Below are 24,114 nucleotides of genomic sequence, written 5' to 3' on the forward strand. Positions count from 1 at the left end.
CGTTGTCCGCCTGAGGTGTCTCAGGACAGGTCGAGCTCCCGATCGAGCAGTGCGAAGATTTCGTCGTCCGACGCCGCGTCGAGCGGCGCGTCCCCGGGTTCGGGGTCGCGCGCGTCCCCGGCGCCGTCCAGCCGGAACAGCAGGTCGCGCAGCCGGACCTTGACCCGGCCGTGCAGCGGGCCGCCCGGCTCGCCGAACAGCGCCTCCTCCAGCCGGTCGAGGCCGGCCAGCACGTCGGGCTCCGCCGGGCCCAGCACGTCCAGCAGGTGCCCGGCCAGCGCGGCCGGGGTCGGGTAGTCGAAGGCCAGTGTGGTGCGCAGCTTCAGCCCGGTCGCCTCGGCGAGCCGGTTGCGCAGCGCCACCGCGGTCAGCGACTCGAAGCCGAGTTCGGTGAAGGTGTCACCGCCGTCGGCGGTGGCACGGCCGAGCACCGCCGCGGTGTGCTCGAGGACCAGGTCGAGCAGCAGTTCCTCCCGGGCGGGCGCGGGCAAGGCGGCCACCTTCGCGGCGAACCCGCCGTCCGGCTCGGCCCGGCTCACCGGTTCGGCGTGCGGTGCGCGGACGTAGTCACCGGGCAGCGCACCCAGGACGACGTTCTCGGCCGAGAACACCGGGCGGCCCACCAGGTCGGTGGCCGAAACCGACACCGAGTCCGGCCCGGTGGCCCGCAGCCGGACCCGCAGCGCCGGAACGCCCGCCGCGTGCAGGGCCAGGCCGCTCCACGAGGACGCGAGCCAGCCGTCGGACTCCGCCGCGGCGGGGAACAACGCGACCGCCTGCAGCGCGGAGTCCAGCAGCGCGGGGTGGATGCCGTAGCCCGCACCGCTGCCGGCCGGGGACGGCAGCGCCACCTCGGCGAACAGCTCGCCGTCGAGCGACCAGGCCGCGCTCAGGCCGCCGAACTCGGGGCCCAGCTCGATGCCGTGGGCGCGCAGGCGGTCCCGTGCGGTTGCGGCGTCCTCGGCGACCGCACCCGGCGGCGGCCAGTCCACCGGCTCCGGCCCGGCCGCCGACCCGGCGGTCTCGGCCATGATCCCGGTGGCGTGCCGCGTCCACGGCCCGCCCTGGGCGCCACCGACCGAGTCGGGGCGGGCGAACACGCCGATCCGGCGGGCGCCGGCGTCGTCGACCGGGCCGATCCGGACCTGCAGGCAGAGCGCCTCTTCGGCGAAGACGACCGGCAGGTGCTGGGTGAGCTCCTCGATCCGGGCGCAGCCCAGCTCGGACGCCGCGTGCAGGATCAGCTCGACCAGCACCGACGACGGCAGCACGGTCCGGCCGAGCACGGTGTGCCCGGCCAGCCACGGCTGCTGCACGGCCGAGAGGCGGCCGGTGAACAGCCAGCCGCCGTCTTCGGCGAGCTCGACGGCCGCGCCGAGCAGCGGGTGCCCGGCGGCCAGCAGGCCGGCGGCCGCGACCGTGGCGTCCGAACCGGACTCCGGCAGCGCCACCGGCTCGGCGCCGCCGGGGAAGGCCGCGGTCCAGTCGACGCTGGCCCCGGAAACGTAGGCGGCGGCGAGCGAGCCGAGGAAGGAGCGGGGGCCGTCTTCGCGGCGGCGGATCGTGCCGAGGACGACGGCCCGGCCGTCGAGCGCGTCGACCGTGTCCTGCACCGCAACGGTGAGCACCGGGTGCGGGCTGATCTCGGCGAAGACGCCGTGGCCCTGCTCGACGAGCCCGCGGGTGGCCTCGTCGAAGCGGACCGGGTTGCGCAGGTTGCGGAACCAGTAGCCCGCGTCGAGCGCGGCGGTGTCGAGCGGGCCTTCGGTCACCGTCGAGTGGAACGGGACCGCGGTGGACACCGGGGCCAGCGGGGCGAGGTCGGCGAGCAGCCGCTCGCGGATGTCGTCGATGTGCCGCGAGTGGGCGGCCAGCCCGACCGGGATGCGCCGGGCGCGCACGCCGTCGGCGGTCAGGTCGGCCAGCAGCTCCGCCACCGCCGCGGAATCGCCGGAGACGATCACCCACGTGGGCGCGTTGACCGCGCCGATGTCCAGCCCGTCACGGCCGGCCAGCCGGGACCGCACCTCGGCCACCGGCAGCGGCACGGAGATCATGTCGCCGCGGCCGGACAGGGTCGCCTGCGCGCTGCTCCAGAGCGCGGCCACCCGCATGCCGTCCGCGGGCGAAAGGGCGCCGATCGCGCAGGCGGCGGCGACCTCGCCGAGGCTGTGCCCGACGACGGCGGCCGGCTCGACGCCGTGCGCTCGCCACAGCGCGGCCAGCGCCACCATCACCGCGAACAGCACCGGCTGCACGATGTCCGCGCCGTCCTCGAGGGTGGGTGCGCCGGGCCGTCCACGCAGGACGTCCACAACGGACCAGTCGGCGAAGGGGGCGAGCGCGGCGTCGCAGCGGGCGAGTTCGGTGGCGAACACCGGCGACCAGTCGAGCAGGTCCAGTGCCATCCCCGGCCACTGCGAGCCCTGGCCGGGGAAGACGAACACGACCCGCTCGGCGCGCCGGGCGCTGCCGCGCACGACGTCGGGCGGGTTCTGGCCGGCGGCCAGGGTGTCCAGCCCGCGCCGGCCGTCCTCCCGGCCGGCGGCCAGCAGCACGGCCCGGTGCGCCCGGCCGGTGTCCTCGACCGCGACCGAGCGCGCGAACGCCTCGAACGGCGTGTCCGGGTGGTCGGCGAGGTACCGCGCGAGGCGGTGCGCCTTCGACCGCAGCCCCGCCTTGCTGTCCGCGGAGACGATCAGCGGCACGACGTCGTGGCCACTTCCGGTGTGCTCGTGCTCGGTGGTCAGGGTCGGGGTGGCCACTCGTTACCTCCCGGGGTCGGGCTCAGGGGAGCCGCACGGAGAACGGGTTCCGGAACACGTCGCCCGGGTCCCACCGCGCCTTCACCCGCTGCAGCCGCGGGTAGTTGTGCTGGTGGTAGAGCTCGTGCCAGGCCAGCCCGGAGCCGTTCCACCGCTCGTCCTGGACGTCGAAGTCCGGGTTGTTCACGTAGGAGCCGTTGGTGCGCTCGTCCGGCACCGGCACGCCACCGGTCCCGGCGTAGACGTCGGCGTAGAACTCCCGCAGCCAGGCCAGGTGCGGCTCGGCCTGTTCGGAGGCGTCCCAGTGCGTGGAGTAGACGAGTTTGAGGATCGAGTCGCGCTGCGCGATCGCGGTGTCGGTGGGCGACAGCGCGTTCATCCGGCCGCCGCAGCCGACGAACATCACGCCGGCGCGGTGGTTGCCGTAGTCCTCGCGCAGCAGGTGCGCGTACAGCTTCGCGGCCTGCTCGTCGGTGCAGCGTTTCCGCAGGTCGGCGGCCTTGATCTTGAAGCTCAGGGTGTGGTCGCCGCTGTCGGCGATGCCGCCCCACGACGTCGCGTGCAGCCACGGCAGCTCCTGGCGGCTGCTCAGCGCCGGGGCGACGCCGAGGTCGCGGCGGATCGCGGTGACGTAGTCGTCGAGCAGGCCGGCCGCGTTCGGGGCGGCGCTGTCGATCTGTGTCGACATGGCGACGAACTGGGACGCGCGCGTCCCGCACCACAGGCCGCTGTAGAGGTCTTCGTACGGCGAACCGGGGGCGCTGTTGCGCTCGTACCACTCGCCGTGGTTGCGCAGCAGGCGCGTGAACGCGGCCTCGTCGAGCATGTCCCACACCCAGACGTCCTGCTGCACCAGCAGCCGGGCGGGCGGGGCGGGCAGGAGGGCCTCGGGGGTGCCGACCGCGCCGGGGATCCGCAGCCAGTACCGCGTCACGACGCCGAAGTTGCCGCCGCCACCGCCGGTGTGGGCCCACCACAGGTCGTGGTTCTCGTCGCGGCTCGCAACCACCGCACGCGCGGTGCCGTCGGCGTCGACCACGACGACCTCGACCGCGTGGAGGTGGTCGGAGACGTAACCGAACTTCCGCGACAGCGGGCCGTAGCCGCCGCCCGCGATGTGCCCGCCCAGGCCGACGCTCGGGCAGGACCCCGCCGGGATGGTGACGCCCCAACGCTTGTAGAGCGTCCGGTAGGCCTGGCCCACGGTCGCGCCAGGCTCGGCGAAGAAGGCGTCACGCTCGGCGTCGAAGCCGATCCGGTTGAGTTCGGACAGGTCGATGACCACCTGCACGTCCGCGGCGCCGACCATCTCCTCGACGCAGTGCCCGCCGCTGCGGACCGCGATCCGCCGTCCCTCGCGCACCGCCGCGCCAACGGCGTCCACCACTTCTTCGGTGGACGTCGGCACGCGGACGTAATCGGGCTTGCCGACCCAGCGCTGATTCACCCCGCGCACGAGATCGGCGTACCGGGCGTCGTCAGGAAGAACTGTTACCGCGCCCATCGATCGCCCTCATTCCCCGGTTTATTCATCGTCGCCGAACACTACGGCGACGCCACTGGCCACTCCAACCCCTAACCCCTCGGAACCACTGCTCACCAGCCTCTTGTCTAGGGGCGCGCTAGGGGTTACCGGCCCGATCCGCCGCTGCTAGCTTCAGACTGCGGAAATCTTTATTCTGCCGAAGACATAAAGGCGGGCAATCGTGGCCGAACTCCATTCATGGCACCCGATCGACGAAAACGCGTCCGACAAGGAAGTAATCATCACGGTGGATTTCACGGTCACCGGGCGGCCGGAGGCGGGGTTCGCCGAGCTCGCGAAGCACCTCGAGACGCCGTACGGCGTCTGGGAGAGCTTGCCGCCGGCCGTCGGCGAGGAGACCGGCATGACCGGCGACGACTACCTCGACCGGTGGACCGAGGAGCTGCGCGCGAGCGGCGCCGAGATCAAGGCGGTGTTCGGCTACTGCGCGTCCAGCGTGTTCGCCCTCGCCATCGCCGAGCGCATCGCGACCTGGCAGGCGAAGCCGCGGGTGGTCCTGTTCGACCCGACCGCCGCCACCGGCTTCACCGTCCTCCACTACGGCTTCTTCCGCGTGGTGGACGCGCTCGCGGCCGTCCTCACCGAGGAGGAGGTGCAGCAGGCGCACGCCGCCGGCGAGGCCGCCCAGCGCACCCACGACGACCTCGAGACGCTCACGAAGGAGTTCGTGCGGCTCTACCGCGACGTCGGCACCACGGCGTTCGAGCGGGTCGAGCTGGACGCCGACCGCGCCGAGGAACTCGTCTCCTGGTTCAGCAGCTACATGACGTACCTGGTCGCCGCTTCCCAGGTCACCGTCACCGGCGACCTCGACGGCGTCGACGTGATCCGCTCCGCCGAACTGCCCGGCGCGCTGGAGATCGGCGCGCGCGAGATCCGGTTCGACATCGACCACTCCGGCCTGCTCAGCCAGCCGGAGGTCGCGCAGGCCGTCCGCGGCCTGCTCCCCTGACCGCCCCCTCACCGAAGATCCCCGCAGGAGAGCTGATGCCGACGTCACCGACCGGTCTGGGCACCGGCACGGAAAGCCAAGCCGAAGTCGCGCTCGCCGGGCACCCCGGCGTCGCGCGGGCCAGTGTCACCCGCGAACCCGGAACCGGGCGGCTCGTCGCCCGCGTCGTGCCCCGTGACCCGGTCGCCGAAGCCGGCGACGACCGCGCGCGCGTCGACGAGTGGCAGCTCATCTACGAATGGGTCTACGGCGAGCTCCCCGAGTCCGGCGGGCTCGGGGAGAACTTCGTGGGCTGGCACAGCACCTACACCGGGCTGCCGATCGAGCTCGCGCAGATGCGGGAGTGGCGGGACGCCACCGTCGAGCGGATCCGGGCGCTGCGGCCGCGCCGGGTGCTGGAGATCGGCGTCGGCACCGGCCTGCTGATGGCCAAGCTCGCGCCGGTGTGCGAGGAGTACACGGCCACGGACTTCTCCCCGACCGTGATCGAGACGCTCACCGGCCAGGTCGCGGCCGACCCCGCGCTGGCCCACGTGCGGCTGCACAGCCGCGAGGCCAACGACTTCGCGGGACTGCCGGCGGATCACTTCGACACCGTCGTGATCAACTCGGTCGTCCAGTACTTCCCCGACATCGGCTACCTCGCCGACGTCCTGCGCCAGGCCGCCGCGCTCATCACGCCCGGCGGCGCGGTGTTCGCCGGCGACGTGCGGAACCTCCGGCTGCTGCGGGCCTTCCGGGCCGCGGTGCTGGCCGACGAGCTGGCCGCGGCGCCGGAACAGGCCCGCGAACTGGTCGAGAACAGCGTCCTGGAAGAGAAGGAACTGCTCGTCGACCCCGACTTCTTCCCGGCGCTGGCCGCGTCGCTGCCCGGCATCGCGGCGGCGGACGTCCGGCTGAAGCGGGCCCGCCACCACAACGAGCTGAGCCGGCACCGCTACGACGCCGTGCTGCGCAGGGAACCCGCGGAGACCGTCGAGCCCGCGCACACGCTGGCCTGGGACCCGGCCGCGCTGGAGACGCTGCTGAGCGACGTCCGGCCGCCGTCCGCGCGGATCACCGGCGTGCCGAACGGCCGGGTCGCCCGCGAGCTGGCCGCGCTGGCCAAGCTCGACAGCGGCAGCACGCCCGCCGCGGTGACCGCACCGGACCCCGAAGACCTGCACGAGATCGGACGGCGGCGGGGCTACCAGGCCGCGGTGACCTGGTCGGCGGGCGGACCGGGCCTGGTCGACGTCGTCTACACCCGCGAGGGCGAGCCGGTGACCGTGCCCGCTTCGGCGGCGACCCCCGGGCTGCCCTTCACCGAGTACGCGAACGCCCCCTCGCGCGCGGCGAAGACGAGCACCTTCGTCGCCGAGCTGCGCGCCTACCTGGCCGCCCGGCTGCCCGCGGAGGCCGTTCCGCACGCCTTCGTCACCGTCGAAGACCTCCCCGAAGGGACCGGACATGCCGACCGCTGAGGAGACGCCGCGGATTCCGGCGACCCGCAAGGAAGAAGGGCTCTGGCTGCTCGAACGGCTGGTGCCCGGCGAGGGCGTGAACAACGTACCGGGTGTCGCGCTGCGGGTGGCGGGCCGGCTCGACCGGGCCGTCCTGCAGGAGGCCGTCGCGCAGCTGGTGCGCCGGTACGACGCGCTGCGGACGGTGTTCCACGCCGACGACACCCGGCTGACTAAGTCGGTGCTGCCGTCGTTCCCGATCCCCCTCGAGGGCGCGGAGTGCGAGGATGTCGACGCTGCCCTGCGCGAGCTGATCACCCGTCCGTTCACCTTGGACGGATCGCCGCTGCTGCGCGTCGGCCTGTTCCACGGCCCGGAGCACGACTCGGTCGGCGTGGCCGTGCACCACCTCGTCTTCGACGGCACGTCGATGTCGATCTTCCTGGAGGAGCTGGCCGCCGCGTACGACGCGGTGCTCGCCGGGGACCTCCCGGACGCCGGGCCGCCCGTCCCGGTCTGGCCGGAGTCCGAGCCGAAACCCGAGAGCCTCGCCTTCTGGCGCGAGCACCTGCGTGACTTCGGCTCCGGCGGGCCCGGACTGTGGTGCGGCGGCCAGGAAAGCGCCCAGCCGACCCTGCGCGGCGAGCAGCTCGTCCGCCCGTTCTCCGCGGCCGCGAAGGACGTCGTCACCGCGCTGCAGAAGGAACTCAAGGCACCGGACGTCGTCGTGCTGCTGGCCGCCTACTACCTGCTGCTGCACGCGCACGGCGCCGGGACCGACCTCGCCGTCGGCTTCCCGGTGAACGTGCGCAGCCAGCAGGCCCAGCGCGCGATCGGCTACCACGTCAACATCGTGCCGCTGCGCGTGCGGATCGACCCGGCCGAGACGTTCCGGACCTTCAGCCGCCGGGTGCGGGACCTGTTCTTCGAGGCGATCGCGCACGCGGACGTCCCGATGGACGTCCTGCTGCCCGAGGTCGAGCGAGCGGATTCGTCCTGGCGCACCACCCTGTTCCGGCACGTGTTCAACTACCTGCCCTTCGGCGGCCGGGCCGCCACGAGCCTCGGCGGCGCGGCCGCCGAGGTCGTCGAAATCGACCCCGGGCACAGCAAGTTCGACCTCGAGTTCGTCATCTTGCCCTCGGCGGAGGAGAGCCGCGTCAAGGCGGTCTACGGCGCCGAGGTGCTCGACCGCGGCGAGGTCGAACTGCTGCTCGAGCGCTACGACGCCCTCCTGGTCGCGGCGGCGAGCGCGCCGGACCGGCCGCTGCGCGAGCTCGACGGCTGGGGCGCCACCGACCACGCCGTCCTCGACGCGCCCGGTGTTCCCGCCGGAACCGGGACCGTCCTCACCGCGATCGCCCGGCACGTCTCGGAAAACCCGGGTGCCCCCGCCATCGTGACCGACGGGGGCACGACGTCCTACCGGGATCTCTGGCGGGCCGCGGCGGCCGTCACCACCCTGCTGGCCGACGCGGGAACCGGCCCGGGTGACGTCGTCGCCGTGACCGCCCCGCGCGGCCCGGACTTCGCGGCCGCGGTGCTCGGCAGCTGGCTGGCCGGAGCGGCCGTCACGGAGGCCTCCGACGCGAAAAAGGTGCTGGACGCCGAGGAAATCTCCTACGCCGTCACGGTCGCCGTCGACCCGGACGCGGCCGCCGTTTCCCCGGACAGCCCGGCGCTGCCCGGCGTGACCCACCGCGAGCTCGCGGACTCCGTCCGGCCGGTCGCCGTGGGTTCCCGGCCGGTGCTGTGGCTTTCCACCGCCGTCCCGGAACTGCTCCTGGCCCTGACCAACGGCGTGCCGCTGGTCGTCGCCCCCGACGCGGCCCGCACCGACGGTCACCTGCTCGCCGGGCTGCTCACCGGGCACGACATCGGCGTCGTGCCCGCCACCCCGCTCGTCTGGGCCCGCGTGGCCGAGCAGCTCGGCGAGGCCGTCGGCGGCCGCACCGCGCTGATCGGCGCCGAGCCCGCGCCCGGCCCGCTCGTCCGCACCCTGCAGGCCCTGGACGCCGACGTCCACACGGTGTTCTCCGCCGGGGGCCGCTGGGTGCTCACCGACGGCGTCCCCGTCCCGGGCCTCGGCGCCGACGTCGTCGCGCCGGACGGGCGGCGGCTGCCCGTGGGCGTGCGCGGGGAACTGAGGCTGGGCACCGCCACCGGCGTGCTCGCGCACTGGCGGCCCGACGGGTCCCTGCACGTCCACGGTCCGCTGGACCGGCAGCTGGTGTCCGGCGGCACCCGGGTCGACCTGGCCACCGTGGAAGACGCCCTGACCGCGCACACGGACGTCGTCGCCGCCGCGGTCACCCTGCGTCCCGGCACCGAGGACCTCGTCGCCGTCGTGCAGGCGCCGGACAAACCGCAGCTCGCGGCCGAGCTGGCCCGGCACGCCGAGGCGGTGCTGCCGCCCGCGGCGCGTCCGACCTGCTACCTGCGGGTCGACGCGCTGCCCGAGACGGCCGCGCACGAGGTGGACCGGGCCGCGGTCGCGGAGCTGGCCACCGCGGCCGGACCGGTGGCGGTGGCCCCGGCGGAGACCGCGCCGGACGCCACGACCGCCGCCGTCGTGGCGCTGTTCGGGCAGCTGCTCAAGCGGACCGACGTCACCGCGGACACGAACTTCTTCGCCGGCGGCGGGCATTCGCTGCTGGCCGCCCAGCTCGTCCAGCGGATCCAGAAGCAGACCGGGGTCCGGCTCAAGCTGTCCGCCGCCTTCGCCCACCCGACGCCGGCCGCGCTGGCGCAGCTGATCACCGGGAGCACCCGATGACCCCGTCCGCCAACCCCGCACCCGTCCCCTTCGGGCGCGCGGAGACCATGCACGGCCTGTTCGAGTGGTGTGCTTCGCGGTGGCCCGAGCGCACCGCACTGCACCACCGGGGCCGCGACACCAGCTACCGCGAGCTGGCGGAACTCGCCGACGCCTGCGCGGCCGAACTGCAGGACCGCGGCGTCGGACGCGGCTCGATCGTGCCGGTGCTGCTGCCCCGCTCCCCCGAGCTGTTCGCGACGCTGCTGGCCGTGCTCAAGTGCGGCGCCGCCTACGCCGCCCTCGACCTGCGGTGGCCCACCGCCCGGCTGGCCGAGCTGATCGAGCACCTCGGCGGGCCCGTGGTGGCCGCCGAGCGCGGGAGCTCGTGGCCGTCGGTGTGGTCGCCGCCGTCGCACCCGGTCGCGGGCGCCCGGCCGGCCGCGGTCGACGTCGGCGCCGACGACGCCTGCGCGGTGTTCTTCACCTCCGGGACCACCGGGACGCCGAAGGGCGTGGTCACCGCGCACCGCGGCAACGTCCGGCTCTTCGACGACTGGCTGTTCACCCCGCTGGACTCCGGCGCGGTGATGCCGCAGGCGCTCGCGGCGACGTGGGACGCCTTCGGCCTCGACTCCTGGGGCGTGCTGTTCAACGGCGGCACCCTGGTCCTGCTCGAAGACACCCTGGAGCTGGCGACGAAACTGCGTGACCTGGTCGCCATCCACGGCGTCACCACGATCTTCCCGCCCACCGCGGTGTTCCACAGCATGGTCGACAACGACCTCGACGCCTTCGCGGGCCTGCGGGCGGTGGGCACCGGCGGCGAGAAGCTCTCGGCCCGGCACGCCGCCCGGTTCCTCGAGGCGTACCCGGACATCCCGCTCTACAACATGTACGGCCCGGTCGAGTCGAGCGTCGCGGCCACCTGCCACCGCGTGCGGGTCACCGACCACCCCGAGGTGCCGCTCGGCGTGCCGTTCCCCAACACCCAGGCCTACGTCCTCGACGGCGACCGGCTGTGCGAGACCGGCGAGAGCGGCGAAATCTGCCTGGGCGGGCGCGGTCTGGCGCTGGGGTACTTCCGGGACGAGGAGCTCACCGCGCGGAAGTTCGTCACGGTTTCCCTGCCGTCCGGGCCGGAACGCGTGTACCGCACCGGCGACCTCGGCCGCTGGACCGCCGACGGCCTGCTGCACTTCGAAGGCCGGGCGGACCGCCAGGTCAAGATCCGCGGGCACCGCATCGAACTGGACGACGTCGAGCAGAACGCCGGCCGTGTCCCGGGGGTCGGGGCGTGCGCGGTGGTGCCGGTGACCGGCGCCGACGGCGCGTACGAGGACCTCTGCCTGTTCTACACCGGAACGCCCGGCGAGGACGAGCTGCGTGCCCGGCTGGCCGAGCGGCTGCCGGGCTACCTGGTGCCCGCGCTCGTGCGGCGGCTGGACCGGCTGCCCGTGCTGGAGGACCGGAAGCTCGACCGCCGGGCGCTGGCCGAACTGGCCGTCCGCCTGCGGGCGGCGGCCGCACCAGCCGGGGACTCGCCGCTTTCGGAGACCGAAGCCGCCGTGGCGGGCATCCTGCGGGAGATCATCGGCGTGCCGTCGATCGCCGCCGACGTCTCGTTCTTCCGGCAGGGCGGCAACTCGCTGTCCGCCGCCCAGCTGTGCTCGCGGATCAGCCGCGACCTCGGGGTCAAGCTGCGGATCTCCCAGGTGTTCGAGGCACCGACCGTGCGCGGGGTGGCCGGGCTGATCGCGGCGGCGTCATGACGGTCCAGGACATGACCACCCAGATGCGGGTGCTGTGGACCCTCGGCGAACTCGGTGACCCCCTCGCGCTGCTGCTGCGCGGCCCGGAGGACCCCTACCCGCTCTACGAACGGATCCGCGCGAAGGGCCCGCTGCACCGCAGCGAGCTCGGCGCGTGGACGACGGTCGACCACGCGACGGCCACGAAGGTGCTGCGGGACCGCCGGTTCGGCGTCCTCAAGTCCGACGGCACCCCGATCAGCCCGGTGATCACGACGTTCGACAACTCGATGCTCGGCGCCGACGGCGCCGACCACGCCCGGCTGCGGAAACTGGCCACGCCGTTCCTGAGCCCCAAGGCGATCGCCGGGTTCCGGGACCGGCTCACCGCGATCTGCCACGAGCTGCTGGACCGGGTCGACACGAGTCGCGAGTTCGACCTGATGACGTCGTTCGCCGACCTCATCCCGGTGACGGTGGTCGCGGCCATCTTCGACATCCCCGAGCCGTTCCTGAGCCGGTACCTCGAGCACGGGCCGAAGTTCGGCACGATCTTCGACGAGATCACGTCGGTGGAGCACATCACGGAGGTCCAGCGGTCGCTCGACGAGCTCGACGCGCTGTTCACCGAGCTGATGGAGCTGCGCCTGGCCCACCCGGGCGACGACGCGGTCAGCAAGCTGCTCACCGCCCGCGCGGAGGACCGGCTGTCGACGCACGAGCTGGTGTCGCTGTGCCAGCTGCTCACCCTGGCCGGCGCGGAGTCGACGGTGAACCTGATCGGCGTCGGGGTCAAGACCATGCTGGAACGGCGTGACCAGTGGGAGAAGCTGGTCGCGAACCCGGACCTGGCGCCCCAGGCGGCGCAGGAGTCACTGCGGTTCGAGGCGCCGGTCCAGCAGTCCAGCCGGGTGTCCACAGAGGACGTGCTGGTCGGTGACACGGTGATCCCCGCGGACACGGCGGTGGTCGTCCTGACGGCGGGCTGCAACCGCGACCCGTCCGTGTGGTCCCGCCCCGACGTCTTCGACCTCACCCGACCGACCACCCCGGACAACCTCTCGTTCTCGGGCGGTTCGCACTACTGCCTCGGCGCACCCCTGGCCCGCCTGGAGGCGGACGTGGCGTTCCGCGTCCTGGCCACCCGCCTGCCGGACCTCCACCAGACGGGCCCGGCCGACCGCCGCCGCTCGGCGATCATCCGCGGCCTCCGCCACCTACCGGTGACCAACGGCTGAGGAGCGAACGAGGAAACGGCCGGCACCCCACCAGGGCGCCGGCCGTTTCCTTGTGATCAGCGAGGCATCACGTGTGCTCAGCGGGGCATCATGCGTGATCGGAGGGGCATCAGGCTGATGCCCCTCCGATCACACGTGATGCCCCTGGGGACACGGGTGATGCCCCTCAGCGCACGGCGACCCGGGTGCTCAGCGGGAGGGATGCCGAGGACGGACCCACCTGGACCGCGCGAGTGCCGCCGCCGCGCTTCCACGCCTTCGCCGTCACGTCCCAGTAGGACAGCTGGCGGGGGTCGACGTGGATCGTCAGCGTCCGGTACGCGCCCGCCGTCAACGTCACCTTCGCGTAGCCGCCCAGGGCCGTCGGCGGCTGCGGGGCCGTCACCTGCGGGCTCGGGCCGACGAACACCTGGGCCACCTCCGTGCCCGTGCGGGTGCCCGTGTTGCGGACGGTCACCTTCACGTCGAGGCCGCCGTCGGAAGCGTTCGCCACCGTGAGGCCGCTGTAGGCGAACGTCGTGTACGAAAGCCCGAAGCCGAACGGGAACAGCGGGGTCATCTTCTTGTCCGCGTACCAGCGGTAGCCGATGTCGACGCCCTCGGTGTACTTCACCTGGCCGTCCTGGCCCGGGTACAGCCCGGCGCTGCCGCTGACCAGCGTGTGCGCCTCGTCCACCGGGAACGTCTGCGTCAGCTTGCCCTGCGGGCTGACGTCGCCGTAGAGCAACGCCGTCGTCGCCTCGGCGCCCTTCTGGCCGGGGTACCACATCTCCAGCACCGCCGCCGTCTTGGCCAGCCACGGCATCTTCACCGCGGACCCGGTGTTCAGCACCACAACCGTCCGCGGGTTGGCCGCCGCGACGGCGTCGATCAGCTCGTCCTGGTAGCCGGGCAGCGAGAGGTCCGGCCGGTCGAGGCCTTCGGAGCTGTCGTCGTAGGCGAACACGATCGGCGTGGTGGCCGCCTTCGCCGCCGCCACCGCCTGGTCGATGTCGGCCTGGGCCGCGGCCGGGGTGATCCAGTGCAGGTTGACCTTCAGCGGGTTGACGAAGTCCGCGAAGCCGTACAGCAGCAGCGAGTGCGGCCCCGAGGTCAGGTGCACGGTGATCCCGGTGTACCCGCCCGCGATGGAGTCGCCGAACAGCCCGCTCGCCGTCCCGTCCACCTGGAAGAACCCGCCGCCGCCGGTCGACTGCAGCTGGATGCTGTAGTCGCCCTCGCTCGGCGCGGTGACCGTGCCGTTGTAGAACACGCCCTCCGCGCCGGCGGGCAGCCCGCCGCCCTGGGTGAACGCCGGGGACAGCGCGCCGGCCGGCACGGCCTCGCCCACCGGGTCGTAGCCCGCGGTGTAGGTCGTGGTGCTGCCCGCGCGCTGCTTGATCAGGTCGACCGGCGAGGCGGGCGTGGCGGACGGGAGCACGTGGGAGCTGCCGCCACCGTTGAGCTTCGGCGTCTTCGCGTTGTAGCCGATCACCGCGACCTTGCCGGAACGCGCGGTGCTCAGCGGCAGCGCCGACTTTTCGTTGCGCAGCAACACCGCACCGGCCTGGGCGACGTCCTGCGCGGTCGCCGTCAGCCCGGCGAGGTCGCGGGACGGCCGGGCGGGGTTGTCGAGCAGGTGGAAGCGGTCCAGCTGGCTCAGGATGCGCCCGACCGCGGTGTCCAAAGCGGACTGCGGGATGGTGCCCGCGGTGAGCGCCGCCTTGAGCTGGTCACCGAAGTACGTGCCGTCCGGCATTTCCTGGTCGAGGCCCTTGGGCAGGCTGTCCGGGGTCAGCGACATCCGCCAGTCCGACATCACCCAGCCCTGGAAGGCCAGCTGCTCGCGCAGGATCCCGGTCAGCAGGTCGGGGTTCGCGCAGGCGGACGGCCCGTTGAGGTTGTTGTACGAGCACATCACCGCGCCCGCACCGGCCTTGACGGCGGCCTCGAAGCCGGGCAGCTCGACCTCGTGCAGGGTCTGGTCGTCCTGCACGACGTTGATCGTCTGCCGGTCGTTCTCCTGGTTGTTCCCGGCGAGGTGCTTGACGACCGGGATGGTGCCCTGCCCGGCGATGCCCCGCACCTCGGCACCGGCCAGCCGGGACGTCAGCAGCGGGTCCTCGCTGAAGGTTTCGAAGTTGCGGCCGCCGTAGGGGATCCGGATGGTGTTGACCATCGGGGAAAGCAGGACGTCGGTGCCCAGCGCGCGGGCTTCCCGGCCGACGCCGGCGCCGTACCGGGTGGCGAGGGATTCGTCGAAACTGGACGCGAGCGAAACCGGCGCCGGCATGACGACCGAAGGCTTGTCGACGCGCACCCCGGCGGAGCCGTCGGTCAGCCGCAGCGACGGGATGCCGAGCCGCGGCACACCGGGCACGTACCCGGCTTCACCGACGCTGTTCGGGTCGTTTCCGCCGTGCACCAGGGAAAGCTTCTCGTCGAGCGTCAGCTCGCCGACGAGGCTCCGCACCCGCGGCGAGAACTTCGCGGCCGGGTCGGCCGCGGCGGCGGAAGCCGCCAAAGCGGACGTCAGCAGCACGCCGGCGAGGACGACCGCCGCCGCGCGCGGGCGCGCTCGTAGAAGATCATTACGCATAGTCACCCCAGAAACCCGCGAAAGGGTCGCCCCTGCCGCTAGTCGGTCCAATCGTGGACCAACCTAGGTGACTGCTGCACGGACCGTAACCCCTGTCTTGACCAGCGCGGACAGGGCGGCCGGTGCACCGCCGGCTAATTCCGGGTGACGTCCAAACTGGCCTCGCCGCCGCGGATCTCCCCCAGGTGCAGGTGGTACCCCAGGAAATCGAGGTCGACGCCCTGGAACAGCGAGACGCTGATGCCGTCGGTCAGGAAGGTGACGGAATTGTTGTCCATCTTCTGCACCTTCAGCTCCTGCCCGCCGAGGTCCACCTTTCCCCCGCTGACGAGGTTGAAATGACAGGACCGTTCCGCGCACCCGAGGTCCACGAAATGGTCGCACCCGGTCACCGAAAAAGAAGTGACCACGGCGAACAGGCACACTGCAATGGCGCGACGCATGCTGATCCCCCTGGTTATTCGGCGTACGGAATGACGATGGTGATTTCGGTGGGTCCGCCGGGCGGGCTGACGCATTCCACGACGCCGTCGAACGCCGCGATCCGGCGCTGGACACCGACCAGCCCGGTGCCGCGGCCGAAGTCCGCGCCGCCCTTGCCGTCGTCGGCGACGACGACCTGCAGCGCCCCCGGCCGGTGGGTGACGCGCACCCGCACGCGCTTGGCCGCCGCGTGCTTGGCCGCGTTGGCCAGCAGCTCGGCGACGGCGAAGTAGACGGCCGACTCCAGGGCGGCGTCCGGACGGCCGATCAGCCCGACCTCGACGTCCGTGGGCACCGGGGCGTCCATCGCGAGGTCCTCGAGCGCGGCGCCGAGGCCGCGGTCGGCGAGCATCGGCGGCTGGATGCCGTGGACCAGCCCGCGCAGCTCCCGCAGCGCGGCGGCGGACAGCTCCCGCGCGCCGGCCAGCTGCCGCCGCACCTCGTCGAGGTCGGTGTCGAGCAGCATTTCCGCGGTGCCGAGCGAGATGCCGATCGCGATCAGCCGGGCCTGGGCGCCGTCGTGCAGGTCACGCTCGATCCGCCGCAGCTCGGCGGCCTGCGCGTCGATCGCCGCGGCGCGCGTGGCGAACAGCCGCTCCACCCGCCGGGACAGCAGCGCCCGCTCGTCGGGCGCCAGCAGCCACCGCGTCCAGGCTTCGTGCAGGCCGACCGCGCCGGGCGCGGCCACCAGCCCCAGCACCAGCAGGGCCAGCCCGGCGACGACCGTCGCGGCGATGCCCGCCGGGCTGTCCACCGGCAGCGGGAAGTACCAGGCCCCGGACGGCAGGTGCGGCGCGGTCAGCGGGGCGACCAGCAGGAACGCCCCGAACCCGGCGAGCGCGACCGGGACGGCGGCGAGGAGGCCGCCCGAGAGCGGGTTGAGGACCAGCCAGCACAGGTCCCGCCAGGTGGCCGGGTCGGTGAAGAACCAGCGGCCGCGCCGCTGGGCGAGCGAGACCCAGCGGGACTTGTGGAAGTCGTAGCCGTTCCAGTACCAGCCGTTCTCGGTGCGTTCCAGCGACGGCAGCGGCAGGTACGGCGATTCGATGGGGCGGCCGTAGAGCACCGGCGCGCATTTGCGGGAAAGCACCGGCAGCAGCCGGCACGCCGGAATGGCGACCAGCACGGTGAGCCCCGCGGCGGCGACGTATTCCGGCAGCCAGAACAGCGCGGGCAGCGTGAGAACGCACACCTGCACCGCCGCGAACAGCACGAAAACGACCAGCCGCGCCATTCCGGCGACACCCCGCCGGACGGCCGAGGCGCTGCGCCGGGGAATCGTCGACATCGGCAGATCATACTCGCCACGGGACAGTGTTCCCGGTCGGCTCATCGCGTCCCCCATCGTCCGGCGAGGGGGCCGGACCGGCCGCTCGCACTCGAGGCCGTTCCAGGATGGGGGCACCCCCGGGGGCGGGACAATCGGTCCAGCCCACTCCTAGGGGGTAGGGAAAGGCATACCCCTATGTTCGGTCTAACAGGCTCACGCCGACCGGGATCGCGACACTACCGTTGTCCCCGGAGCAGCGCCACGACGCAAGCGAATGGCGTTCCGGAAGAGAACGAACCCGCGAACCACCAGGAGCAGCAATGAACGAAGCCGGCATCCAACGCACCCAGGCCGACGCGCCGTCGCACGGTGAACCGCGCAACCCGCGGCTGGCGTTGTTCGCCTCCGCCGCGTTCGACCTGATCGTCCCGCTCGCCGTCTACTACATCCTGCGCCAGAACGGCGTTCCGCTGTTGACCGCCGCGATCATCGGTGGCATCGTCCCGGTGGTCCGCACCGTGTACGTCTTCGCCCGCTACCGCAAGATCGACGGGCTCGGCCTCTTCATGGTGACGATGATGGTCATCGGCACCGCGGTTTCGCTGATTTCGGGCGACGCGCGGTTCTTCTTCGCCAAGGACGGCTGGCTCACCGCCATGTTCGGCATCTGGATGCTGATCACGCTGTTCTTCGAGAAGCCGTTCTTCCTGCACGCCGGGGTCAGCATCGCGCGCACCAAGCGCGGCGGCGCCGGCGCCGAGGTGTGGGAGCGCCGCTGGGACACCGAACCGAAGATGCGCCACGGCCTGCGCCTGCTCACCGTCGTGTTCGGCGTCGGCATGATCGTGGACGCCGTCGTGCGCGTGGTGCTCGCCTACACGCTGCCGCTCGACGACATCAACCTGGTGACGACCGTGCAGTGGATCGTGGTCCTCGGCGGGCTCATCGGCTTCATGGCCTACTACACCCGCAAGCACGACCTGCGCGCCTGAGGCCCCGGCCGTCCACCGCAACCCGAGGAGCTTTCCCATGGCACACATCGCGCTGCTGAGCATCCCCGCCTACGGGCACGTGATGCCGACGCTGGACGTGGCCGCCGAGCTGGTCCGCCGCGGGCACCGCGTCACCTACGCCACGACCGACCAGTTCGCGGACCTGGTGGCGCCGACCGGGGCCCGGGTGCTGCGGTACGAGTCGTCGCTGACGCCGAAGCCGCGCACCGAGGACCCGCCCGCCGACTTCGCCGCCTGGCTGCCGCTGGTGCTGGTCATGGAGAGCACGGCGACCATCCCGGTGTTCGAGGCGGCCTTCGACGGCGACCGGCCGGACCTGATCCTCTACGACCGCACGGTGTACGCGACCGGGCGGGTGCTCGCCGCGAAGTGGGGCGTGCCCGCGGTGGAGCTGTTCCCGTCCTTCGCCTACAACGACCACTGGTCGCTGGCGAAGTTCCTCGGCGAGGAAAACGGTTTCAGCGAGGAACACCCCGCCCGCGTCGCGTTCCGGGAGAAGATCGCCGAGCTGACGCAGGCCCACGGCGTCCCGGCGATCTCGCCGTCGGACTTCGCCATCGGGCGCGAGGAGTTCGCGCTGGCCTTCGTGGCCAAGGAATTCCAGTACCAGGGCGAAACCTTCGACGAGCACTTCGCGTTCGTCGGCCCGTGCCTGGGCGACCGGACGTTCCAGGGCGGCTGGGAGCCGCCGTCGGACGGCAAGCCCGTCCTGCTGGTTTCGCTCGGCACGGCGTTCAACGACCGGCCGGACTTCTTCAAGGCCGTCGTGGCGGCGTTCAGCGGTTCGGAGTGGCACGTCGTGCTGTCGATCGGCGCGCTCGACCCGGCCGCGCTCGGCGAGCTGCCGCCGAACGTCGAGACGCACGCCCAGGTGCCGCAGCTGGCGGTGCTGGAACACGCTTCGGCCTTCATCACCCACTCCGGGATGGGCGGGACGATGGAGGCGCTGTACTTCGACACGCCGATGGTGGCCCTGCCGCAGAGCGTCGAGCAGGCCGCGGTGGCCAACCGGGTCGCCGAACTCGGCCTCGGCACGAACCTGGCCGGCCGCGAGCCGACGCCCGAGCTGCTGCGGGACGCCGTGCGCTCGACGGCGGCCGACGGGCGGATCCGCGCCGCGGTCGCCGCGATGGGCGCGAAGGTGCGGGCCGCCGGTGGCGCGGTGCGCGCCGCCGACGAGCTCGAGCGGCACCTCAAGCACGTTTCCTGACCCGCTGGTTCGGCCGAACCAGCCGCCTGTGGGGAAGGGCCGAGGTTGTCCCCCAGCACCACGGCCCTTCCTCACCTCTTTTTCGTCCACACTGATTCCTGGAGGACCGGCGTGCCGGACGCTGTGGTGGTACGGGATCTCGTGAAGAGATACCCCAAAGCAGAACGGCCTGCGGTCGACGGCCTCGGTTTCACCATCGCCACCGGCGAGGTGTTCGGCCTGCTGGGCCCCAACGGCGCGGGCAAGACGACGACGGTCAGCATGCTGACCACCCGCGCGCTGCCGACGTCGGGCCACGCCGAGGTGGCGGGCATCGACGTCGTCAAGCACGCGACGGCGGCCCGCCAGGCGCTGGCCGTCGTGCCGCAGCGCAACAACCTCGACCAGTCGCTGACCGTGCGGCAGAACCTGCTGTTCCACGCCGCTTACCACGGCATGGGCCGGGCGCAGCGGCACCGCCGGGCCGAGGAGCTCATCGAGTGGATGGGCCTCGGCCCGCGGGCGAAGGCCAGGGTCGACGAGATGTCCGGCGGCCAGGCCCAGCGCGTGATGATCGCCCGCGCGCTGATGCACCAGCCGAAGGTGATGTTCCTGGACGAGCCGGCGACCGGGCTGGACCCGCAGTCGCGGCTGTTCGTGCACGAGCGCGTCGCCGAGCTGACGGCCGAGGGCGTCACGGTGGTGGTGACCACGCACGACATGGAGGAGGCGGCCAAGCTGTGCGACCGCGTCGGCATCGTCGACCGCGGCAAGCTGCTGGCGCTGGACACCACGGACGCGCTGACGCGGTCGCTGCCCGGCAACACGACGCTGACGGTGGGCGTGAGCCTGGCCGAGTCGCCCGCGGACGCCGTGGGCAAGGAACTCGAGCAGGTGCCGACGGTGGAGCGCGTCGAGCGGCTGGCCGCGGCCGGCCGGGCCGCCGCCGACGAGAAGGCCGTCCAGTTCCGCCTGTACACCGAAGCCGAACCGGCGTCGCTGCTGCCGGGCGTGCTGGCGGTGCTGGGCCGCGAGCGGTGCGACGTCACCGGCATCTCGTTCGGCAAGCCCACCCTCGAAGACGTGTTCATCTCCATCACCGGACGGGACCTCAGATGACCGCCGCCACTGTCGCCCAGCCCCAGCCGCAAGCACAGCCGGGGCAGGCCCGCGCGTTCTTCGCCGTGCTGGGCCGCGACTTCTTCGTCACCGGCCGCGAGCTGCTGCCGTTCCTGGCCCAGATGCTGATCCAGCCGCTGTTCCTGCTGTTCATCTTCGGCAAGGTGCTGTCGCAGATCGGCTACGCGGGGGCGGGGTACGCCCAGGTGCTGCTGCCCGGCATGGTGGCGATGAACGCGTTCACCGGGGCCCTGCAGAACACGGCGCTGCCGCTGGTGCTGGACTTCTCGGTGACCAGGGAGATCGAGGACAGGCTGCTGGCGCCGTTGTCGATCCGGCTGGTCGCGGTGGAGAAGATGCTGTTCGGCGCGATCCGCGGCATCATCGCGGGCCTGGTGATGATCCCGATCGGCCTGCTCATCCTCGACGGCGTCCACTGGAGCCCGGCGGCCCTGCCGGGTGTCGCGGGGGTCGTCGCGCTGGGGTCGCTGGCGGGCGCGGCGGTGGGCATGGTGCTGGGGACGATCGTGCCGCCGCGGCACATCAACCTGGTGTTCACCATCCTGCTGGTGCCCCTGATCTTCACCGGGTCCGGTCAGTTCCCGTGGCTCAGCCTGTCCGGTTTGCGCTGGTTCCAGGTGATCTGCGCGGCCAACCCGCTGACGTACGTGTCGGAGGCCCTGCGCCGGCTGGTGATGCCGGACCAGGTCCAGTCCATCCCGCTGTGGATTTCCCTGCTCGTCATGACGGTGGCGACGCTGGTCTTCGGGGCGTTCGGCATCCGGGGCTTCCTGAAGCGGGCACTGGACTGACGCGGGGTGACCGGGCGGTACGGTTGGGCCACCCCCAACCCGGCCCCGCCCGGCCCGGAACCCCAGGAGCGGTTCGTGCGCGTAGTCCTCGCGGAGGATCTCTACCTGCTTCGTGACGGCATGACGAGGCTGCTGGAAGCCCACGGGTTCACGGTGGTGGCCGCGGTCGGCAACGCCACGGAGCTGCTGAAGGCGATCGAGGACCACACGCCGGACATCGCGGTGGTGGACGTCCGCCTGCCCCCGAAGTTCAGCGACGAAGGAATCCGGGCGGCGCTGGAGGCCCGCCGCCGCCGTCCGGGGCTGCCGGTGCTGGTGCTGTCCCAGCACGTGGAGCAGACGTACGCCCGCGAGCTGCTGGCCGACGGCGCCGGCGCGATCGGGTACCTGCTGAAGGACCGGGTGCTGAACGCGGACCAGTTCGTGGACGCACTCCGCATGGTGGCGGCAGGAGGGACGGCGATGGACCCCGAGGTCATCACGAAGCTGCTGGCGAGCCGGTCCCGGAAGGACCCGCTGGACGCGTTGACCCCAAGGGAGCGCCAGGTGCTGGAGCTGATGGCGGAGGGCCGCTCCAACGCGGCGATCGCCCAGCGGATGACGATCAGCGAGGCCGCGGTCGGGAAGCACACGGCGAGCATCTTCACGAAGCTGGACCTGGCCCAGCACGAGGACGACAACCGGCGCGTGCTGGCGGTGCTGACCTACTTGAGCAGCAAGGTGCGCCAGGGCTGAAACGACACCACCCCGGCCGTGGTCACGGCCGGGGTGTGAGTCGAGCACACACAGATCAGCTGTAGAACTTCCGGACCCGCGAGACGATGTACTCCTGGTCGTCTTCCGAAAGCGACGTGTAGGTCGGCAGGTACAACCCCTCTTCCGCGAACCGGTTCGCCTTCAACGAAGGCCAGACCGGGTCCAGGTACATCGGCTGCCGGCTCATCGGCTTGAAGAACACCCGCGTCTCGATCCCCTCCGCGGCGAGGAAGGCCCGCAGCTCGTCCCGCCGCGAGCACAGCAGGTCGTACATCCACAGCACGTCCCGCCGGGGCATCAGTGTGACACCCGGAACGTCCCGCAACCCGGCGTCGTACCGGGACTCGATGGCGGACCGGAGGGAAAGGATCGAGTCCAGCTGCGCGACCTGGGCCGTCGCCACCGCGGCCTGCAGGTTCGTCATCCGGAAGTTGTAGCCGAGCTTCTTGTGCAGGAACGTGTGGTCCCGGTTGAACGCCATCCCCCGCAGGTGTTCCATCTGCGCGGCGAGCCGCGCGTCCGAGGTGAGGCAGATGCCGCCCTCGCCCGACGCGATGATCTTGTTGGCGAACAGGGAAAAACAGGCGACGTCCCCGACCGGCCGCACCCCGTGCGCCTCGGCCGAATCCTCCACCACCCGCAGGTTGTACTCGAAGGCCAGCGCCATGATCGCGTCCATGTCGCAGCGCCGCCCGTAGACGTGCACCGGCATGATCGCCCGGGTCCGCGGCGTGATCTTCGCTTCGATCAGCGACACGTCGATGTTCAGGTCGTCGCCGCAGTCGACGAACACCGGTGTCGCACCCGTGTACGTCACCGCCCACGCCGAGGCGATCATCGTGAACTCGGGCACGATGACCTCATCGCCCGGGCCGATCCCCAGCGCCCGCAGGGCCAAGGTCAGTGCCGTGGTACCGGACGAGCACGCGACTCCGAAAGAAACACCGTTGTAGGCCGCGAAATCCGCCTCGAACCGGGCCACGTACGGCCCCTGCGAAGAGATCCAGCCGCTCGTGACGGCGTCGGTGACGTTGGCCAGCTCGTCGCCGTTCAGGTACGGCTGCGAAACCGGGTACTTCATGCCCGTTCCTCCCGGAGAGCGGCCAGCACGGTGTCGGCCGCCGCCGCGGCGCCGCCCGCGGAGCGGAAGCGGTCCGCCCATTCCTCGGCCCGTGCGGTGAACTCCTTCTCCTCCAGCACGCGCCGCAGCTTCGCCACGATCGCGTCCGCGGAGATCGTTTCCTCGTACGAGAGCACCAGCCCGCAGCCGCTGTCGAGGACGCGGGCCGCGTGGTCGTGGCAGTCCATCCAGAACGGCTGCACCAGACCCGGCTTGCCGAAGTAGATCCCCTCGTACGCGCTGTTCCCACCGCCGTGGTGGTAGTACGCGCGCACGTGCGGGTGTGCCAGGACGTCGAACTGGGACGGCACCCAGTTCTCCAGCCGCACGTTGGGCGGCAGGTCCGCCGGCAGCAGGACGCGCTGGGCCTTCGGCAGCTTCCACAGCACGTGGTGCTCGGGCCCGATCCGCCGGGCCGCCTCGGCGATCGCCGCCACCTGCGGCGCGGTCAGCCGCATGTGGGTGCCGAACGCCAGGTACACCACCGATTCGTGCTCGTCCAGCCAGGCCGACAGCGCCGGGTCCGGTTCCACCGCCTCGGGCAGCGGGGGCACCACCGGCCCGACCATCCGCAGGTGCGACGGCGCCGCGTCGAACGGGTACTCCATGCCGAACACCGAATACCCCAGGATCGCCTGCGCGCGGTCGGCGTAACCGGACTGGCCCGCCGTCGCGTTCAGGATCCCGGCTTCCTTGCGGGCCTTGGTGAACCGCATCGCAGGCACCTTCGTCAGCATGCCGTACAGCAGCCGCAGCCGGAAGCCGAGGTTCGCCAGCTTCTGGCGTCCCGAAAGCTCCCGCGGCAGGCCCGTGTTCGGGCTGGGGTAGCTCAGCGGCAGGCGTTCGGCGAAGATCTCGCTCACCGAGATCGGCACGCTGTAGACGTACGGGATCCCGCGGGCGATCGCCGCGTCCGTCGGGTAGACGCTGGAGGAGTCGATCACCATCAGCGCCGGCTCGACCTCGTCGACCGCGGCCAGCGCGCGCTCGTACATCGTCACCATGATGCTCGCGTCCGTGACACCGCTCAGGTACGCCACGACGTTCTGGGGCCGCGCGGTCAGGCTGCCCGGCTTGGCGGGCTGGGTCGCCGCCGCGTAGAGGTCCGGGTCCCACTCGCCCGGCGGGCGCTCGAGCCGCTCGCCGAAGGAGACGAACCGGACCGGGTTGGCCGCGGAGATCGCCTCGACGTCGGCGCGGCGGTCCTCAGTGGACGCGAAGTACAGGTCCGGCACGCCACGGCGGGCGAGTTCCCCGGCGATGACGAGCAGCGGGTTGATCATGCCGGCGTCCGCGATCGACGCGAACAGGATGGGCGCCATCGC

At 72.2% G+C, this 24,114-nt stretch carries 17 protein-coding genes; 10 read left to right on the top strand and 7 right to left on the bottom strand.

Features of this window, described 5'->3' with window-relative positions; translation table 11 throughout:
• Positions 1–20: 20 nt before the first annotated feature.
• Complete coding sequence (locus HUT10_RS15655) at positions 21–2,765, bottom strand: acyltransferase domain-containing protein (RefSeq protein ID WP_176171878.1); 2,745 nt, start codon at positions 2,763–2,765, stop codon at positions 21–23.
• 22 nt (positions 2,766–2,787) lie between these two features.
• On the bottom strand, positions 2,788–4,221 hold the full coding sequence (locus tag HUT10_RS15660) for an FAD-binding oxidoreductase (protein WP_176171879.1): 1,434 nt from the start codon (positions 4,219–4,221) through the stop codon (positions 2,788–2,790).
• 250 nt (positions 4,222–4,471) lie between these two features.
• On the opposite strand from HUT10_RS15660, the gene HUT10_RS15665 reads away from it, so the two are divergent.
• Genes HUT10_RS15665 through HUT10_RS15685 form a run of 5 tightly spaced genes read left to right on the top strand, consistent with a single transcriptional unit; the run spans position 4,472 to position 12,449 of the window.
• Entirely contained in the window at positions 4,472–5,263 is a 792-nt protein-coding gene (locus tag HUT10_RS15665; protein WP_176171880.1) for a hypothetical protein, read from the top strand.
• Between the two features lie 35 nt (positions 5,264–5,298).
• Positions 5,299–6,726, top strand: coding sequence for a methyltransferase (locus HUT10_RS15670; protein WP_176171881.1), 1,428 nt, complete (start codon positions 5,299–5,301; stop codon positions 6,724–6,726).
• On the top strand, positions 6,713–9,481 hold the full coding sequence (locus HUT10_RS15675; protein ID WP_176171882.1) for a condensation domain-containing protein: 2,769 nt from the start codon (positions 6,713–6,715) through the stop codon (positions 9,479–9,481). Before HUT10_RS15670 ends, HUT10_RS15675 begins: the two co-directional genes overlap by 14 nt.
• A complete protein-coding gene (locus HUT10_RS15680; RefSeq protein ID WP_176171883.1) occupies positions 9,478–11,232 on the top strand; it encodes a non-ribosomal peptide synthetase in 1,755 nt (584 codons plus the stop codon). The genes HUT10_RS15675 and HUT10_RS15680 overlap by 4 nt, the downstream gene beginning before the upstream one ends.
• An 11-nt stretch (positions 11,233–11,243) precedes the next feature.
• Entirely contained in the window at positions 11,244–12,449 is a 1,206-nt protein-coding gene (locus HUT10_RS15685; protein WP_176171884.1) for a cytochrome P450, read from the top strand.
• 166 nt (positions 12,450–12,615) lie between these two features.
• Here HUT10_RS15685 and HUT10_RS15690 read toward each other — a convergent pair whose 3' ends face one another.
• From HUT10_RS15690 to HUT10_RS15700, 3 genes are all read right to left on the bottom strand, one after another.
• A complete protein-coding gene (locus tag HUT10_RS15690; RefSeq protein ID WP_254897467.1) occupies positions 12,616–15,027 on the bottom strand; it encodes a beta-glucosidase in 2,412 nt (803 codons plus the stop codon).
• 134 nt (positions 15,028–15,161) lie between these two features.
• Entirely contained in the window at positions 15,162–15,305 is a 144-nt protein-coding gene (locus HUT10_RS15695) for a hypothetical protein (protein ID WP_176171885.1), read from the bottom strand.
• Positions 15,306–15,484: 179 nt separating this feature from the next.
• Positions 15,485–16,798 (bottom strand): histidine kinase, encoded by a 1,314-nt coding sequence (locus HUT10_RS15700; protein ID WP_176171886.1) that lies wholly within the window; start codon positions 16,796–16,798, stop codon positions 15,485–15,487.
• A 302-nt stretch (positions 16,799–17,100) separates the two neighbouring features.
• Between HUT10_RS15700 and HUT10_RS15705 the strand changes: the two genes are divergently transcribed.
• From HUT10_RS15705 to HUT10_RS15725, 5 genes are all read left to right on the top strand, one after another.
• Positions 17,101–17,772 carry a VC0807 family protein gene (locus HUT10_RS15705; RefSeq protein ID WP_176171887.1) on the top strand — a complete coding sequence of 224 codons (672 nt, stop codon included), beginning with the start codon at positions 17,101–17,103 and terminating at the stop codon, positions 17,770–17,772.
• Between the two features lie 37 nt (positions 17,773–17,809).
• Positions 17,810–19,003: a macrolide family glycosyltransferase gene (locus HUT10_RS15710; RefSeq protein WP_176171888.1), complete on the top strand. Its 1,194-nt coding sequence runs from the start codon at positions 17,810–17,812 to the stop codon at positions 19,001–19,003.
• Positions 19,004–19,114: 111 nt separating this feature from the next.
• Positions 19,115–20,101, top strand: a complete 987-nt coding sequence (locus HUT10_RS15715; RefSeq protein WP_176171889.1) for an ABC transporter ATP-binding protein — start codon at positions 19,115–19,117, stop codon at positions 20,099–20,101.
• Positions 20,098–20,913, top strand: a complete 816-nt coding sequence (locus HUT10_RS15720; RefSeq protein ID WP_176171890.1) for an ABC transporter permease — start codon at positions 20,098–20,100, stop codon at positions 20,911–20,913. Before HUT10_RS15715 ends, HUT10_RS15720 begins: the two co-directional genes overlap by 4 nt.
• A gap of 75 nt (positions 20,914–20,988) precedes the next feature.
• On the top strand, positions 20,989–21,648 hold the full coding sequence (locus tag HUT10_RS15725; RefSeq protein ID WP_176171891.1) for a response regulator transcription factor: 660 nt from the start codon (positions 20,989–20,991) through the stop codon (positions 21,646–21,648).
• Positions 21,649–21,703: 55 nt separating this feature from the next.
• Here the strand turns inward: HUT10_RS15725 and HUT10_RS15730 are convergent, their stop codons facing one another.
• Both HUT10_RS15730 and HUT10_RS15735 read right to left on the bottom strand, forming a co-directional pair.
• A complete protein-coding gene (locus HUT10_RS15730) occupies positions 21,704–22,750 on the bottom strand; it encodes a DegT/DnrJ/EryC1/StrS aminotransferase family protein (protein ID WP_176171892.1) in 1,047 nt (348 codons plus the stop codon).
• Entirely contained in the window at positions 22,747–24,111 is a 1,365-nt protein-coding gene (locus HUT10_RS15735) for a glycosyltransferase (protein WP_176171893.1), read from the bottom strand. The genes HUT10_RS15730 and HUT10_RS15735 overlap by 4 nt, the downstream gene beginning before the upstream one ends.
• Positions 24,112–24,114: the final 3 nt, after the last annotated feature.

The sequence above is a fragment of the Amycolatopsis sp. Hca4 genome (genome assembly GCF_013364075.1).
GTDB lineage: Bacteria > Actinomycetota > Actinomycetes > Mycobacteriales > Pseudonocardiaceae > Amycolatopsis.